This is a genomic window from Streptococcus mitis (assembly GCF_009496285.1).
In the GTDB taxonomy this organism is placed as follows: Bacteria; Bacillota; Bacilli; order Lactobacillales; family Streptococcaceae; genus Streptococcus; species Streptococcus mitis_BP.
Genome location: NZ_WIJK01000004.1, coordinates 16,661 through 34,674 on the forward strand (window position 1 = coordinate 16,661; position 18,014 = coordinate 34,674).

11 protein-coding genes are annotated in these 18,014 nt (G+C 40.8%); 10 read left to right on the plus strand and 1 reads right to left on the minus strand.

The window, feature by feature from the left end:
- Window positions 1–82 precede the first annotated feature (82 nt).
- The 3 genes from GEZ89_RS02030 (at window position 83) to GEZ89_RS02040 (ending at window position 10,184) form a co-directional block, all read left to right on the plus strand.
- Window positions 83–8,665 (plus strand): SIALI-17 repeat-containing surface protein, encoded by an 8,583-nt coding sequence (locus GEZ89_RS02030; protein ID WP_153224780.1) that lies wholly within the window; start codon window positions 83–85, stop codon window positions 8,663–8,665.
- Between the two features lie 601 nt (window positions 8,666–9,266).
- Window positions 9,267–9,431, plus strand: coding sequence for a hypothetical protein (locus GEZ89_RS02035; protein WP_153224781.1), 165 nt, complete (start codon window positions 9,267–9,269; stop codon window positions 9,429–9,431).
- 51 nt (window positions 9,432–9,482) lie between these two features.
- A complete protein-coding gene (locus GEZ89_RS02040) occupies window positions 9,483–10,184 on the plus strand; it encodes a CPBP family intramembrane glutamic endopeptidase (RefSeq protein ID WP_228113861.1) in 702 nt (233 codons plus the stop codon).
- Between the two features lie 281 nt (window positions 10,185–10,465).
- Here the strand turns inward: GEZ89_RS02040 and GEZ89_RS02045 are convergent, their stop codons facing one another.
- A complete protein-coding gene (locus tag GEZ89_RS02045; RefSeq protein WP_153224782.1) occupies window positions 10,466–10,885 on the minus strand; it encodes a DUF6556 family protein in 420 nt (139 codons plus the stop codon).
- Window positions 10,886–11,021: 136 nt separating this feature from the next.
- Between GEZ89_RS02045 and GEZ89_RS02050 the strand changes: the two genes are divergently transcribed.
- The 7 genes from GEZ89_RS02050 (at window position 11,022) to GEZ89_RS02080 (ending at window position 18,011) form a co-directional block, all read left to right on the plus strand.
- A complete protein-coding gene (locus GEZ89_RS02050) occupies window positions 11,022–12,164 on the plus strand; it encodes a cysteine desulfurase family protein (RefSeq protein ID WP_153224783.1) in 1,143 nt (380 codons plus the stop codon).
- A gap of 8 nt (window positions 12,165–12,172) precedes the next feature.
- On the plus strand, window positions 12,173–13,387 hold the full coding sequence (gene thiI / locus GEZ89_RS02055) for a tRNA uracil 4-sulfurtransferase ThiI (protein ID WP_153224784.1): 1,215 nt from the start codon (window positions 12,173–12,175) through the stop codon (window positions 13,385–13,387).
- 135 nt (window positions 13,388–13,522) lie between these two features.
- Window positions 13,523–14,347, plus strand: coding sequence for an alpha/beta hydrolase (locus tag GEZ89_RS02060; protein WP_153224785.1), 825 nt, complete (start codon window positions 13,523–13,525; stop codon window positions 14,345–14,347).
- A 21-nt stretch (window positions 14,348–14,368) separates the two neighbouring features.
- The gene (locus GEZ89_RS02065; protein ID WP_153224786.1) at window positions 14,369–15,109 is read left to right on the plus strand and encodes an esterase family protein; all 741 of its coding nucleotides are present in this window, start codon (window positions 14,369–14,371) and stop codon (window positions 15,107–15,109) included.
- A 12-nt stretch (window positions 15,110–15,121) separates the two neighbouring features.
- Window positions 15,122–16,288, plus strand: a complete 1,167-nt coding sequence (locus GEZ89_RS02070; protein WP_153224787.1) for an ATP-grasp domain-containing protein — start codon at window positions 15,122–15,124, stop codon at window positions 16,286–16,288.
- Window positions 16,289–16,446: 158 nt separating this feature from the next.
- Window positions 16,447–17,316 (plus strand): aquaglyceroporin Gla, encoded by an 870-nt coding sequence (gla, locus tag GEZ89_RS02075; protein ID WP_153224788.1) that lies wholly within the window; start codon window positions 16,447–16,449, stop codon window positions 17,314–17,316.
- Between the two features lie 164 nt (window positions 17,317–17,480).
- On the plus strand, window positions 17,481–18,011 hold the full coding sequence (locus tag GEZ89_RS02080; RefSeq protein WP_153224789.1) for a YutD family protein: 531 nt from the start codon (window positions 17,481–17,483) through the stop codon (window positions 18,009–18,011).
- The last annotated feature ends 3 nt before the right edge of the window (window positions 18,012–18,014 follow it).

An 18,014-nucleotide genomic window follows, 5' to 3' on the forward strand; every position in this document is an offset into this window, starting at 1 on the left:
AGGACCCTCTAGGTCCTCTCTTTTTCTAAAGGGGAATGAGAACGCTTACCACTTGTGAGCGTATGAAAGGAAACAGGAAAAAATGGGAAAACATTTTTTTGAGAAACGGTGTCATTACAGTATACGTAAATTTACAATCGGCGCAGCTTCTGTTATGATTGGTGCTAGTATCTTTGGAGCTAGTGTGGTTCAGGCTGCTGAAACAGAAGGACCTTCAGAGACAGAAGGTACGGTAACACAGGCTCAGCCTCTGGATAAACTGCCAGCAGATATAGCAGCAGCTATTGAAAAAGCAGAAGCGAGTGCTGGAACTGTAGATGATCAACCTGCAGCGTCAGAAACTGGAGCAACTGCAGCTGAAACAACTACTCCAAAACCAACTGAAACTCCTGCTCCTAAGGAAGAAGTGGCTTCAAAACCAGCTACAAATCCTAAAGAGGAAGCAGTTTCTGAGGCGAAACCAGTTGCAAGTCCTGCGATTAAAGATGTAGTAGATACACCAGATGTCAATCATCTAGAAAAGGCGACTGCAACAGCTTCAAACCATGAAGCCAACACACCATTTACAGCAGAAAAGGCAATCGACGGAAAACCTGATACTCGTTGGGCAACTGACCAAAACGTTGAGAAACCAACAATCGAATTTACACTTGAGAAGACAACAGTGATTAAGCATGTTGAGATTGATTGGGACCGCCGTCTTCGTGGTGAACAAAATGATCCAAATATCAAGTCATGGAACCTCTATTACGCTGGTCAGGATGATGTGAATGGTTCAGGAGTTAAAGAATGGAAGTTGGCTTATCAAAGAACAGGGAATCCTCTTCTTGATGAAAAAATTGACTTGAAAGAAGCTATCCAAGCCAAATACCTTAAACTTGAAATCACAGATTACCAAGCTGGTACAATGAACTGGAAAAATGTTGGGATTCAAGAAATTCGTGCCTACTCAAACATTCCAGACGCTAGCAAACCAACAGATATTCGTCAAGTTACAGACCTAACTGTTGCTGAAAACGGTAAGTCACTTGTTTTACCGAGCTTGCCAGGAAAAGTTAGCTTGATTGGTAGCAACAAACAGGGTGTTGTTGACCTAAATAACAAGATCTACAAACCCTTAACAGATCAAACTGTCAAGGTAATGGTCCAACAAGTCAAGGATACTCATACCTTCACAAAAGAATTTGAAGTCCTTATTAAAGGATTACATGCAGACGAAGGCGTTGGCACTAAACCAGCAGTTGCTCCAGCAGTTCAACAATGGTATGGAACTGAAGGCAAAACTTCTATTACAGCTGATACCGTGATTTCAGTTGGCGATTCTGGATTTGGTCAAGAAGCTAAATTCTATCAGACTGACCTTGAAAGTCGTGGGCTAGAAATCGCTACAGGTGATCAAACAGCTCAAAAACGGATTGAATTTAAGAAAGTTGTAGATAAAGGCTATGGCAAAGAAGGCTATGGTATCACCATTAAAGATGGAGTTATCACAGTAGAAGCGGCGACCAACGCAGGAGCCTTTTACGCAACTCGTACTCTCCTTCAGATGGGAGAAAAGGATTTGCAAAACGGAGAAATCCGTGACTTCCCAAGCTTCAGTCACCGTGGCTTTATGCTAGATACAGGTCGTAAGTTTATTCCTTATGATACGCTTGTAGACATCATGCTCAACATGGCCTACTACAAGATGAACGATCTTCAGTTGCACTTGAATGACAACTATATCTTCCTAAAAGACCACTTGGCTGGTAAGAATCTTTCTCAAGATGAAGAACTGGATTATGTTCTTAAAAATGCCAAGACAGGCTTCCGTGTAGAGACTGATGTTGTCGGTGAAAATGGTGAAAAATTAACATCAGACGAGCATTACACTAAGGAAGAAATGCAACAGATCATCAAGTTAGCAAAAGCCTTGCATATCAACCTTGTTCCTGAAATTGACACACCAGGTCACGCTCTTTCATTTGTTAAGGTTAGACCTGATCTTATGTATAAAGGCAGTCTTAGTGACTATAGAGGTAAACACAATGTAGAACGTGTGGCTATGTTGGACTTGGACAACAAGTATGAAGAAACGCTTGCTTTTGTTAAATCAGTCTATGATAAATTGTTGGATGGAGAAAATGCACCACTTCATGGTGTCTCAACAGTTCATATCGGAACTGATGAGTACTACGGCAGTAGAGAAAGCTATCGTCGCTATGTCAATGATATGATTCAGTACATCAAAGGTAAGGGCTTAACACCACGTATTTGGGGTTCCCTCAGTGCCAAACAAGGAACTACACCTGTAGATTGGAAAGATGTAGAAGTTGATATCTGGAGTATCGGATGGCAACGTCCAGCTGATGCTATTGCTCAAGGTGCTAAGATTATCAATATCACAGATATTCCAACCTATAGTGTTCCTAGTGGAAGCAATAGTCAAGGTGGTTACGGAGACTATGCAAGTTATGAACGCCAATACAATAGTTGGACTCCAAATGACTTTACAACGGGTGGAGGACCTCGATTAGAAGCATCTAATCCAAATATCCTTGGTGGTGGTCATGCAGTATGGAATGATAATATTGACCTCCATGAAACTGGACTCACTTCTTACGATATCTTTAAACGTTTCTTCAAGAGTATGCAAACAACTGCAGAACGTACTTGGGGATCTGATCGTGCAGGCAAGACTTTTGCAGAGCGTACCTTGCCAACAAGTGTTTATGCACCACAATCTAATCCTGATAAGACAGTATTCGAAAGCGACTTGTTCAAGATCAATCCAGAAACCATCAAAGATTATCTTGCTAAGAAAGTACAGAAGACTGAAGCAGGTTTGAACTTCGAAAAAGATAGCACTATCGAAGGACTTGTTGGTGATGTCGGTCCAAGTCATGTCTTGAAATTGGATGTTACTGTAACTGGTGATGGGCAACAAACCTTCTCAACTAGCGGAGACAACCAACTTTATCTTGCGGATAAGGATGGCTACCTCGCTTATAAATTTGAACAATTCCATATCCAATTTAACAAAAAACTTGAAAAGAACAAACGTTATCAAATTTCTGTCGTAACCAAACCTCAAGTGACTGAAGTTTATGTAGATGGCGAAAAAGTTGAACGTATTGCAAATCCAGCTTACCCTCGCTTTGCTCATAATAGTTTGGTTCTACCTCTTGAAACAATCGGTGGCTTCAAAGGAATCTTGCATAGTGCTGAGTTGTCAAATGAACCATTCGTAAATCCACGTTTGATTCCAAATGATAAATTTACAGTTTCTGCAACAAGTCAGGAATTGCCAGGAACCAATACTGAAGGTCCAGTAGAAAAAGCTTTCGACAATGATCCGAATACTTTCTGGCATTCAAAATGGTTTGGAGATCAGGCTCCATTCACTGTTGCAATGAACTTGAAAGCAGCAGAAAAAGTAAATGGTCTGACCTACCTTCCACGCCCAGGTGGAGGCAATGGTGTCGTAACATCTTATGAAATCTATGCTCAAAAAGATGGTCAGATGGTTAAAGTTGCTTCTGGAACTTGGGAAAATAATGCCAAAGAAAAGACAGTTAACTTTGAGGCTATTGAAACAGATAAGATAGAGTTTAAAGTTCTAGAAGGTGTGCGTGGATTTGGTAGTGCAGCAGAGATTCAACTTCTTAAGCCACTTTCTGATAGCAAACCAGAAGAGCCAGTTACTCCAGAAGAGCCAGTTACTCCAGAAAAACCTGTCACTCCAGAAAAACCTGTCACTCCAGAAAAACCTAAAGTTGAAGAAGTAAGCGATGGTACAACTGAACTTGCTGATAGCTTTGTAGCTAGCAAACCAGCTAGTGACGACGTAGTTGCTGCAGCAGCACAAAGTCAAGACTATCTCAAGAAAGAATATAAGGTATTCCCAACACCACAAAAAGTAACTTATGGTGAAGGCGTTACGAAACTCCATAAACAAGTAAATCTTGTTATGGGCGATCAGTTAGATATCTATACTCGTAACCGCTTGAAGAGTGTTCTACAAGATCATCAAATTTCATACACAAGCAGCCAAACACCTGTAGCAGGTGCAACAAATATCTACCTTGGTGTTCATGGACAAAATTCACAGGCTGAAAAAGAAGTGTCAGGAATTTCTCAAGGATTATTTGACAAGATTGATGCCTATGCCTTGTCAATCAAAGGCAACACAATCTCTATCGTCGGTAAAGATACAGATGCTGTCTTCTACGGTTTGACTACTCTTAAACACATGCTTAATGAAAGTGAAGCTCCTGTCTTACGTAACGTAACAGTTGAAGACTTTGCTGAAATTAAGAACCGTGGCTTTATCGAAGGTTACTATGGAAACCCTTGGACCAATGCTGATCGTGCTGAGTTGATGCGCTATGGTGGTGACTTGAAGTTGACTCAATACTTCTTTGCACCAAAAGATGATCCATACCACAACAAGAAATGGCGTGAACTTTATCCAGAAGAAAAATTAGCTGAAATTCGTGAATTGGCGCGTGTCGGAAACCAAAACAAGACTCGTTATGTGTGGACCATCCACCCATTCATGAACAACCGTATTCGTTTTGGCAACGATGCTGACTACCAAAAAGACCTTGAAACCATTAAGGCTAAGTTCACTCAATTGATGGATGTCGGTGTCCGTGAGTTCGGTATTCTAGCCGATGATGCTCCAAGTCCAGTTGGTGGCTACAATAGCTACAACCGCTTGATGAAGGACATGACAGATTGGTTGACTGAAAAACAAGCAACTTATGTTGGTCTTCGTAAGGAAATGATTTTTGTCCCAGGTCAATATTGGGGGAATGGTCGTGAAGATGAGTTGAAATCACTCAACGAAAATCTTCCAACTTCAACTTCTATGACCCTTACTGGTGGTAAGATTTGGGGTGAAGTGTCTGAAAGCTTCCTCTCTAACCTTAAGAATAACCTGACTGCAGGTGGTAAGACCTACCGTCCAGTTTCTCTATGGGTAAACTGGCCTGTTACAGATAACTCTAAACAACACTTGATTTTGGGTGGCGGTGAGAAATTCCTTCATCCGAATGTAGACCCTAGTCTCCTATCAGGTATCATGTTGAACCCAATGCAACAATCTGAGCCTTCTAAGATTGCCCTCTTCTCTGCAGCTCAGTATGCATGGAAACAATGGAAGTCTGAAGAAGAAGCTAAGAAAGTAAATGACATCGCCTTCAACTTTGTTGAAAACGGTAAGTTTACAGATAGCGAAGCATCAGTTGCCTTCCGTGAGCTTGGTAAACATATGATCAACCAAAACATGGATGGTCGTGTCGTGAAGTTGGAAGAATCTGTTGAACTTGCACCGAAATTGGCGACCTTCATGTCTAAGTTGAAAGCTGGTCAAGATGTTAGTGTAGAGCGTGCAGAATTGCGTGCAGAATTTGCAAAACTAAAAGCTGCAGCTCAACTTTATAAAGCATCTGGTGATGAAAAGATGCGTGCTCAAATCCACTATTGGTTGGATAATACTATTGATCAAATGGACGCCTTGAGTGCTCTTCTTGATGGTACAGAAGCTATTGAAAAGAACGATTCTGCAAAACTTTGGGATAGTTACTATAAGGGCTTGAAACTCTACGAACAATCACAAACTTATACCTTCCACTATGTAGACCATGATGAAAGAGCTGAGTTGGGTGTTCAACATATCCGTCCATTCTTGCTTGGCCTTCGTGAAATCCTTGCAACAGAAGTCCAAAAAGCCTTGCATCCTGACCAAGTGATTAGTACCTTTATCACTAACCGTACAGGTGTCGAAGGTGGACTTGCTGAAGTAACTGACGGAGATTTAGGAACACATGCCCTTATCAAGTCACCAAACAGCATCCAAACTGGTGACTACATTGGCTTGAAATTTAATAAAGCTGTTCCAATTCAAAACTTGACCTTTGCAATGGGAACTCAAGCAAATCCTCGTGATACCTTTAACAACGCTAAGGTTGAGTATCTCAATGAAAATGATGAGTGGGTAACCCTTTCAGAACCAAGCTACACTGGTAATGAGCCTCTGCTTAAATTTGAAAACCTCAACATCAACGCTAAAGCTGTTCGCATGATTGCGACTTCAGATCGTGGAAACACTTGGTTTGCGGTAAGAGAAATTGCTGTTAACCGCCCTGTAGAAGTTACTCGTGCTAAACAGTCAGCTACTGTGACTATCAGTCCAAATCTTATGTACAAGTACAACACAACAGTTGGACAGATTACAGATGGACGTGATAATACTGAAGCCATGCTGGCAAATGCTGATAGAACAGACACAACTCCAGTCAATGGTTGGGTACAACTTGACTTGGGTGAAGTCAAACCTGTGACCAAGGTTCGTCTGGTTCAAGGAGCAGGAGATAAATTGGCAGAAGGTGTTCTTGAATATTCTGCAGATGGTAGCTCATGGCAAGAATTGGATCGCTTGACTGGTGAACAAACCAAAGAAATCGAAACTCCAATTTCAGCTCGCTACGTTCGTGTTCGCAATACTAAGAACATCAACCTATGGTGGCGTATCGCTGACTTCTCAGTTGAAACACGTGCAGGCAATAGCGAATTGACTGATACAAACGTTGAAAGCTTGAAGTCAACTCCAGTTTATGACAGCCTAGGCCGTTATGACCTGCAAATTCCAAGCGGAACTAAGCTTCCAGCTAATAGTTACTTGGGTATGAAACTTGATCGTCTACACCAAGCTGAAAGCATTCAAGCACTTGGTACAGAAAATCCATCTCTTAACTTGGAATACTCTCCAAATGCCCAAGAATGGTATCCAGCTGATCAAGTGACTGATAAGTCCTTGGTACGTTATGTTCGTCTAGTTAATAAGACTGATCAAGAACAAGCAGTGACAGCAACATCTCTACTTGTTCAGACAAAAGAAGTTCAACCAACGACACTTGATTCTACATCAATGGGAATTCACCCAACATACGGCCGAAATGATGTTCGCAAAATCAAGAATTTGGATCAGTTGTTCGATGGTGTTTACAATAACTTTGTAGAGTTTTCTGATTATGCTCGTAAAGATGGTCATATTACCTTGAAACTTGGTAGCGAGCGTGACATTAAGAAGATTAGAGCTTACATCCAAGACGGCACTCAAAACTATCTCCGTGATGGTAAGATTCAAGTTAGTCAAGATGGTAAGACTTGGACAGATGTTGTAACAGTTGGTGACGGTGTTGCTAATGAAACACGTGATGATTCCTTGACAGATGGCTGGACACACGATTCTAAGATGCCAGGAAATCGCTATATCGAGGGTGAACTTTCAAGTCCAGTTAAAGCCAACTACCTCCGTGTTCTATTTACAGCAGACTATGATGCTCGTTTTGTAGGCTTCACTGAGTTGGTTATCAATGATGGTGAATTCGTGAAACCAATCAATGACCCAACTGTTGAAGGAAACAGCGGTGAAAGCCAAGGAAACCTATACACAAACCTTGTGGATGGCAAAGTATTGACAAGCTACAAGGCTGAGAAAGAACAAGGTGAGCTTGTCTACCACTTGTCAGAACCAACAGACGCAAATCATATCCGACTTGTTTCAAGTCTTCCACAAGGAGTGAAAGCTCGTGTGCTTGCTCGTACTCTGAAAGAGGATAAAGCAGATGCTTGGTCAGAACTAGGTGAGATTACCTCAAGCTTCCAAACATTTGCTGTCAGAGATAAGTCTCCATTATTGGATGTCAAACTTGTTTGGGAAGGTGGCAAACCAGAGTTCTACGAAATGACTACATTCCACCAAGAACTTCCGGAAGAACCAGAGAAACCAGCTCCAACTACAAGTAAGGGTGATGAAGCAGCACCAATAGTAGAAGTTCCAGAATTTACCGGTGGCGTAAATGGTGTCGAAGCAGCTGTTCATGAAGTTCCAGAGTACACTGAAGCTATTGGCACAGCAGGTGATGAGCCAGCACCAGTAGTAGAAGTCCCAGAATTCACAGGTGGCGTAAATGGTGTCGAAGCAGCTGTTCATGAAGCTCCAGAATACACTGAAGCTATTGGCACAGTAGGTGATGAAGCAGCACCAGTAGTAGAAGTCCCAGAATTCAAGGGTGGCGTTAACGCAGTCGAAGCAGCTGTTCATGAAGCTCCAGAATACACTGAAGCTATTGGCACAGCAGGTGATGAGGCAGCACCAGTAGTAGAAGTCCCAGAATTCACAGGTGGCGTAAATGGTGTCGAAGCAGCTGTTCAAGAAGTCCCAGAATTCAAGGGTGGCGTTAACGCAGTCGAAGCAGCTGTTCATGAAGTTCCAGAATACACAGGAGCTATTGGTACAGTAGGCGATGAAGCAGCACCAGTAGTGGAAATCCCAGAATACACAGGTGGTGTGAATGGAGCAGAAGCAACTGTTCATGAAGTCCCTGAGTTCACTGGTGGCGTTCCTGGTGGAGAAGGGACTACTCACCAAGTTCCAGCATACACAGGTGGTGTCAATGGATCAGAAGGAGCTATCCATGAGGTTCCAGAATACAAAGATGAGCAGTCTCTTGTAGCTCTTACTATGTCACAAGATAAGACCTACCAAGCACCTGCAAGTCATCCATACAAACTCCCAGAGACAGGCACTAAAGAAAATGCTGGCCTTGCAGCCGTAGGTGTTGTAGGAGCACTTCTTGGTATGTTTGCAATAGGCAAGAAAAAAGACGACGAATAAGATGATGTAAAAGCATCTAATACTCAATGAAAATCAAAGAGCAAACTAGGAAACTAGCCGCAGGCTGTACTTGAGTACGCAAGGCGACGTTGACGCGGTTTGAAGAGATTTTCGAAGAGTATAAGTCATAGAGATTGGATCAAGAGACTAATCTCGAATATAAAAAGCGGACAAAACTAGTTTTCTGATAAACAGAATCTGGTCTTGTTCGCTTTTTCTTAAAGTGATGAAGCTGATGTCCATTGAAGTTCCTTGGATAAAACATTTCGAACTCCTAACGAAGTCCTTAAGTCGCAAGCCAATTTCTACCATTTAGGATGTTTTGATGACAATTTAAGAAAGAGCAATCTTTTCCTAGAAATAAATGCTAAACTATAATTGTTCCTAAACATGATTTAGTAGATCGGTGGTCTGGTTCAACCCTAAAAGAATAGAGCTGATCTTACAAGTTAATCATGAAGAGTATTATTAGATTGGATTTAGAGGTAGCTAGTAGAAAAAAGTAAATCTGAAATTTGATGCTCTTATGTGAGCAAGACTAAGAAGTTAATTCTATTCATTCATTCATTCATTTATTTGTAAAAAGCTTTGGGGAGTATCTATGAAATTTAATAAATATGCCTATCCCTTAGCGCAAGCCTGCTTGGGTTTGTATTTATTCGCTAATGGAGGTAGTTTGATCAATTTAGATATTGGGGTCATCCTTGTGTTATTATCCCTGATTGAGGGAGTAGAAATCTATAAAGAAGAAAGAAAGCATAGATAAGCATCGTTAGTAAGTGGAGATGCTGGAGTTCAGGAAAGAAGAGGTAGTGGTTTGCAAAAGTTGAAAAATAGTTTAAAATTTGTAGGAATGATCTTACTGATTATAAATGTAAATACATTTCCCATGAGAATGTTGGCTCTCGAAGATTCTAGTTCTCTGCCCTTAAAGTGGACGACTAGTATTGGGTATTTGGTACTGGCTACTTTCTTGCTAGTTGCTGTTTGGCGACAATACAAAAAGAAAATTCTGAATCAGCAGAAGGTTTTCAAGTTCACATGGAAGGATTTTGGAATAGCCCTTTTATTTTATGTGGCTACTCGACTAGTAGCGATTGTAGGTACCCTCCTGATCCAAGTGGTTACTGGAAATCCAACATCCGCTAACGATGCTGCCTTGCTGGCTACAAGCGAGCAGGTTACTCGTGTTTTTCCTCTATTTTTCATCGCCTTTCATTTTGCAATTGGTATATTTGCTCCAATCATGGAAGAATTAGTATTTAGAGGATTCTTCAGCCACTATTTTTTTAAAGAAGATCAAAAGTGGTTGAAATTGCTAATAAGTTCTGCGATTTTTGGCTATCTGCATATGTTTTATCCGATAGAGTTTGTAACTTATTTTTTACTGGGAGTGATATTTTACTTAGCCTATGCTCGTAGAGGGAATATCCTTGATTCCATAGCTGTTCATTTGCTAAATAACGGAGTTCTAGTACTGGTATCTATTTTAAACTATCTATTTTTAGTTTTTAGCTAATACTCTTCGAAAATCTCTTCAAACCACGTCAGCGTCGCCTTGCCGTATATTTGTTACTGACTTCGTCAGTTCTATCCACAACCTCAAAACAGTGTTTTGAGCAACCTGCGGCTAGCTTCCTAGTTTGCTCTTTGATTTTCATTGAGTATAAAATATATTCAAAAAATGATTGGTTTAAAGGCTGATCATTTTTCTGTTGCAAAGATCAACTTTTGCTGATAAATGCTGGAGACAGCAATAAAAAAACCAGCGATTCAATCACTGGCTGTTAGATCGTTCTTTTAGGAAGCTCCATTAGTAGTAGACGTTTTTGTATCTGTTGTTTGAGTGCTAGAAGAAGGAACAGTCGGTTGTTCTTTTTTACTGCTAGTATCTTCTTTCTTATCTTCTACACTACTACTAGATTGTGTTGTCGTCTCTTCTTGTGTGTTGTCCTTTGTAGAAGTATTGTCCTTGTTTGGAGTAGTGTTCTCTTTAGGGGATTCCTTTTGAATCTCTTTTATGACAGTTGTCTGGGTTGTCGTAGTTTCTTTTTTAGAGTTATTATTATTGTTGTTGTTATTCATAGCATTCATGATGGTGATGCTTGCAGTAATCAGCCCCAGAATACTACCGATAGTAGCAATCGTTTTTTGAAAAACAGTAAATCCTTTTTTGATGTGTTCCGTTTTGGGTTTTGATGTTCTACGATAATTAGACATAATATCTCTCCTTTACTAAAATTCATTATACCGAAAATCTTTAAAAAAAACTTAAATGAACCTGAACTGCCTTTCTTGTCGCCTGAACTGTTTCGTGATACAATAGAAGGAGTGATTTTAGAAAGCGTGAGAAACCATGATTTACTTTGATAATTCGGCAACTACAAAGCCCTATCCAGAAGCACTTGAAACCTATATGCAGGTGTCTGCAAAAATTATTGGTAACCCATCTAGTCTCCATCGTTTGGGGGAGCAGGCAACACGAATCTTAGATGCTTCTCGTCAACAGATTGCAGATTTAATTGGTAAGAAAAGCGAAGAAATCTACTTTACATCTGGTGGCACTGAAGGAGATAACTGGGTTATCAAAGGGGTTGCGTTTGAAAAAGCTCAGTTTGGTAAACACATTATTGTGTCTGAGATTGAACACCCAGCGGTTAAGGAGTCTGCTCTTTGGCTGAAAAGTCAAGGTTTTGAAGTGGATTTTGCGCCAGTAGATGAAAAAGGTTTTGTAGATGTAGATGCCTTAGCAAATTTGCTTCGAGCTGATACGACCTTAGTTTCTATCATGGCTGTTAACAATGAAATTGGTTCAATCCAACCTATTGAAGCTATCTCAGAACTTTTAGCAGATAAGCCGACTATCTCCTTCCATGTTGATGCGGTTCAAGCCTTGGCTAAGATTCCGACAGAAAAGTATTTGACAGACCGAGTGGACTTTGCGACTTTCTCGAGTCACAAGTTTCACGGCGTTCGTGGTGTTGGATTTGTCTATATCAAGTCAGGTAAGAAGATTATGCCACTATTAACTGGTGGTGGACAAGAGAGTGATTATCGTTCAACTACTGAGAATGTAGCAGGTATTGCAGCAACCGCCAAGGCTCTACGTTTGTCTATGGAAAAACTTGATTTGTTTACGAACAAAACAAGTCAGATGAAGGAAGTCATCCGTCAAGCCCTTCTAGAATATCCAGATATTTTTGTCTTCTCAGATGAGGAAGACTTTGCACCTCATATTCTGACCTTTGGGATTAAGGGGGTTCGTGGTGAAGTCATCGTTCATGCTTTTGAAGACTATGATATTTTCATTTCTACAACGTCAGCTTGCTCGTCCAAGGCTGGGAAACCTGCTGGGACCCTGATTGCTATGGGCATTGATAAGGATAAAGCCCAGTCAGCAGTTCGTCTCAGTCTAGACCTAGAAAATGATATGAGTCAAGTTGAGCAATTTTTGACTAAACTAAAATTAATCTACAATCAAACTAAAAAAGTAAGATAGGAGTATTCATGCAGTATTCAGAAATTATGATTCGCTATGGTGAGCTTTCAACCAAGGGTAAAAATCGTATGCGTTTCATCAATAAACTACGTAATAATATCTCAGATGTCTTGTCCATCTATCCTCAAGTCAAAGTGACAGCAGACCGCGATCGTGCCCATGCTTATCTAAATGGTGCAGACTACACAGCAGTTGCCGAGTCACTCAAGCAAGTTTTCGGGATTCAAAACTTTTCTCCAGTATATAAGGTTGAAAAATCTGTAGAAGTTCTGAAGTCTGCTGTTCAAGAGATTATGAAGGACATCTACAAGGAAGGGATGACCTTTAAAATCTCAAGTAAGCGTAGCGACCACAACTTTGAACTCGATAGTCGTGAACTCAATCAAACGCTTGGTGGAGCAGTTTTTGAAGCTATTCCAAATGTGCAGGCACAAATGAAAAATCCTGACATTAACCTTCAGGTGGAGATTCGTGAAGAAGCAGCCTACCTTTCATATGAAACCATTCGTGGTGCAGGTGGTTTACCAGTTGGAACTTCTGGTAAAGGTATGCTCATGTTGTCAGGTGGGATTGACTCACCTGTTGCTGGTTATCTAGCTCTAAAACGTGGTGTAGATATTGAGGCTGTTCACTTTGCTAGCCCTCCTTACACAAGTCCAGGTGCCCTCAAGAAAGCGCAAGATTTGACCCGTAAATTGACCAAATTCGGTGGTAATATCCAGTTTATCGAAGTGCCATTCACGGAGATTCAAGAGGAAATCAAGGCTAAAGCTCCAGAAGCCTATCTGATGACACTGACTCGTCGCTTTATGATGCGGATTACTGACCGTGTCCGTGAGGTACGAAATGGCTTGGTCATCATCAATGGGGAAAGCCTTGGTCAGGTAGCAAGCCAAACTCTTGAAAGTATGCAGGCTATCAACGCGGTGACCAATACCCCAATTATCCGTCCAGTTGTGACTATGGATAAGCTAGAAATCATTGACATTGCACAAGAAATTGATACCTTTGAAATTTCTATTCAGCCATTTGAAGACTGTTGTACGATTTTTGCACCCGATCGTCCGAAGACAAATCCTAAGATTAAGAATGCTGAGCAGTATGAAGCGCGTATGGATGTCGAAGGTTTGGTTGAACGTGCAGTAGCAGGAATTATGATTACTGAAATTACGCCTCAAGCTGAGAAGGATGCAGTCGATGAGTTGATCGATGATCTCCTTTAATCAGAAAAACCAGAGGAAAAGATAAAATAAGTAAAAAAAGTTAGTTTATTGTCCTAAATTTGGACGGAAACTGACTTTTTTTCTATTTTTATGATATAATTAGATAAAATTTTGAATATAGAGAGTTTTCTGACAATGAATCAATCATATTTTTACCTGAAAATGCGAGAGCATAAATTAGTGGTTCCCTACACAGGTAAGGAGCGCCGGGTTCGTGTTCTCCTCCCAAAAAACTATGAAAAAGACACGGATAGAAGTTATCCTGTGGTGTATTTCCATGATGGACAAAATGTCTTTTATAGTAAGGAATCTTACGTTGGACATTCCTGGAAGATTATTCCTGCTATCAAGCGAAATCCAGATATCAGCCGTATGATTGTTGTGGCTATTGACAATGATGGTCTTGGTCGAATGAATGAGTATGCAGCTTGGAAATTCCAAGAGTCTAATATTCCTGGTCAACAATTTGGTGGTAAGGGAGTCGAGTACGCAGAATTTGTCATGGAAGTGGTTAAGCCTTTTATCGATGAAAACTATCGGACAAAAGCAGACCGTAAACACACTGCAATGATAGGCTCTTCACTTGGTGGCAATATTACCCAGTTTATCGGCTTGGAGTATCAAGATCAGATTGGGTGCTTGGGAGTTTTCTCATCAGCTAACTGGCTCCACCAAGAGGCCTTTGATCGCTATATGGAGCGTAAAAAACTCTTACCTGACCAACGAATTTTTATCTATGTTGGAACGGAAGAAGCTGATGATACAGACAAGACCCTCATGGCTGGCAATATTAAGCAGGCCTATATCGACTCTTCCCTTCGCTATTATCATGATTTGATAGCGGGAGGAGTGCAGTTGGAAAATCTCTCACTCAAGGTTCAGGCTGGAGCCATTCACCATGAAGTGCCATGGTCAGAAAATCTTCCAGCTTGCCTACGCTTTTTTGCAGAAAATTGGTAATTAGTATAAAGGAGACAGGATATGCATATTGAACATCTTAGTCACTGGAGTGGTCATCTTAACCGTGAAATGTATGTTAATCGTTACGGACACGCAGGTATCCCAGTGGTTGTCTTTGCTTCCTCAGGTGGTAGCCACAATGAATACTATGATTTTGGCATGATTGATGCATGTGCATCCTTTATCGAGGAAGGTCGAGTGCAATTCTTTACCCTTTCAAGTGTCGATAGTGAGAGTTGGCTAGCAACATGGAAAAATGGTCATGACCAAGCTGAAATGCACCGTGCTTATGAGCGATACGTGATTGAAGAAGCCATTCCTTTTATCAAGCACAAAACAGGCTGGTTTGACGGTATGATGACAACAGGATGCTCTATGGGAGCCTATCACGCTTTGAATTTCTTCCTCCAACATCCAGACGTCTTTACAAGGGTAATTGCCCTCAGTGGTGTCTATGATGCTCGTTTCTTTGTTGGTGATTACTACAATGATGATGCCATCTATCAAAATTCACCAGTAGATTATATCTGGAATCAAAATGATGGTTGGTTTATTGACCGTTACCGTCAGGCTGAGATTGTGATTTGTACTGGCTTAGGTGCTTGGGAGCATGATGGCCTGCCTTCTTACTACAAGTTAAAAGAAGCCTTTGACCAAAAACAAATTCCTGCCTGGTTTGCAGAATGGGGGCACGATGTTGCCCATGATTGGGATTGGTGGCGCAAACAAATGCCATATTTCCTCGGTCATATGAGTCTATAAAAGGAGTCGCTTATGAATTATCTTGTAATTTCACCCTATTACCCACAAAATTTCCAACAGTTTAGTATTGAACTAGCCAATAAAGGAATCACTGTTCTAGGGATTGGGCAAGAACCCTATGAACAACTAGATGAGCCATTGCGCAATAGCTTGACTGAGTATTTCCGTGTTGATAATCTTGAAAATATTGATGAAGTTAAACGTGCAGTTGCCTTTCTCTTTTATAAGCATGGTCCAATTGACCGTATCGAATCTCACAATGAATACTGGCTAGAGTTGGATGCTGCTCTTCGTGAACAATTTAATGTCTTTGGTACCAAACCAGACGATCTCAAAAAGACCAAGTTCAAGTCTGAAATGAAGAAACTCTTCAAAAAAGCTGGAGTTCCAGTGGTTCCAGGTGCTGTCATTGAAACAGAAGCAGATGTTGACAAAGCTGTGAAAGAAATTGGCCTTCCGATGATTGCCAAACCTGACAATGGAGTGGGAGCGGCAGCAACCTTCAAGCTTGAAACAGAAGAGGATATCCATCATTTCAAGGCAGAGTGGGACCATTCAACCGTTTATTTCTTTGAAAAATTTGTTACCTCTAGTGAAATCTGTACCTTCGATGGTTTGGTAGATAGAGATGGGAATATCGTCTTTTCTACGACCTTTGACTACGCACACACACCTCTCGATCTTATGATTTACAAGATGGACAATTCTTATTATGTTCTTAAAGATATGGATCCAAAATTGCGTAAATATGGTGAGGCTATCGTCAAAGAATTTGGCATGAAGGAACGTTTCTTCCACATTGAGTTCTTCCGTGAGGGTGATGACTATATCGCTATCGAATACAATAACCGTCCAGCGGGTGGCTTCACCATTGATGTCTATAACTATGCCCATTCTTTTGATTTGTATAAGGGCTATGCAGCGATCGTTGCGGGTGAACCATTCCCAGATTCTCAATTCGATCCTCTATACTGCTTGGCAACATCTCGTCGCGCTAATGCCAACTATGTTTATTCAGAAGAAGACTTGCTTGCCAAATATGGTCAACAGTTCAAGGTCAAGAAAATCATGCCTGCAGCCTTTGCTGAATTGCAAGGAGACTTTCTCTATATGCTAACGACATCAAGTCGTGAAGAAATGGATCAGATGATTAAGGACTTTGGTCAGCGTCAAGAATAATCAAAATTTTGACTTAACAAACTCTCTTTGTTAGGTCTTTTTTGTAGACTTGAAATAAAAGCGTTTTCCCACAGGATTCTTTTAGAAAATCTGTTGCTAAAAGGCTTAAAAATTGATAGAATAGGGATTGTCTAAAAAATATTAAGGAGAATCTATCAATGGATTTCGCATGGGCAGTCAAATATGCCACTGAATTTTTGGGAACAGCCATCTTGATTATCTTGGGAAATGGTGCAGTTGCCAACGTTGAACTTAAAGGTACGAAAGGTCACCAAAGTGGCTGGCTCGTTATCGCTGTTGGTTACGGTATGGGGGTTATGATCCCTGCCTTGATGTTTGGTAATGTTTCTGGTAACCACATCAACCCAGCCTTCACTCTTGGTCTAGCAGTTAGCGGACTTTTCCCTTGGGCACAAGTAGCACCATACATCGTTGCACAAGTCTTGGGAGCAATCTTCGGACAGGCTTTGGTCGTTGCAACTCACCGTCCATACTACTTGAAGACAGAAAATCCAAACAACATCTTGGGAACTTTCTCAACAATTTCAAGTATCGACCACGGAACAAAAGAATCACGCTTCGCAGCAACAGTTAACGGTTTTATCAACGAGTTCGTTGGTTCATTCGTTCTCTTCTTTGCAGCACTTGGTTTGACAAAGAACTTCTTTGGAGCTGAAGTCCTACAATACATGAAACAAATGGCAACTCAAGCAGGTCAAAATGTTGACTTCTCTGATTTGGCAATTAAAGCTCAAGTAGCACCTCATACAGCTTCAGGGCTTTCTGTTGCTCACTTGGCACTTGGTTTCCTAGTAATGGCTTTGGTTACTTCACTTGGAGGACCTACAGGACCTGGTTTGAACCCAGCTCGTGACTTTGGACCACGTCTTCTTCATGCCTTCCTTCCAAAATCAATCCTTGGTCAACACAAGGGTGATTCAAAATGGTGGTATGCTTGGGTACCAGTAGTTGCACCGATTGCAGCTGGTATTGCAGCAGTAGCGCTTTTCAAATTGCTTTACCTATAATCACTCAAAACTGGGAAGACCCAGTTTTTTTCTTGTCTACGAAAGTCGAGTTTTTAGATAGAGATTCTTAAATCGTCAGACTTTTTTCATTTTAAAACTAAAAGTGAAAATGTGGCGAAAATATGGTAAAATAGAGTACTAAGTAAACGTTAAAAAGGAATATTATGCGTAAAGAGATTGCACCCGAATTATATAATTACAATAAATTCCCTGGTCCTGAATTTCATCTATCTGGAGATAAAGTCGAAGCTGAAGGGTTTACCTTTACTTTGGTTGAAAATAGCAAGGATGCTTTTGATGCAACAGCTTTTACTCAACGCTTTTCAGAAGTATTAACCAAGTTTGATTATATTGTTGGAGACTGGAGTAATGAGCAGTTGCGCTTACGTGGTTTCTACAAGAATGAACGAGCTGAAGAATCTTTAGAAAAAATCAGCCGTTTGCAAGATTACCTACTTGAGTATTGTAGCTATGGTTGTGCCTATTTTGTCTTAGAAAACCAAGTGCCTAAGCGGGCGTCCTTTGACCAAAAAATGCGCAAAAAAGAGGAAGAAAAAGATTCTCGAAAAGGAAAGAAACCTTCTCAAAACAAGAAAAGAAATCATACAGATAAAAGAAATAGACGACGTTCAAAAGAACAAAAATCCCAGAAAGAAGACAAGGGGCAGCGTCATTTCGTCATTCGTCAGAAGTGAGTA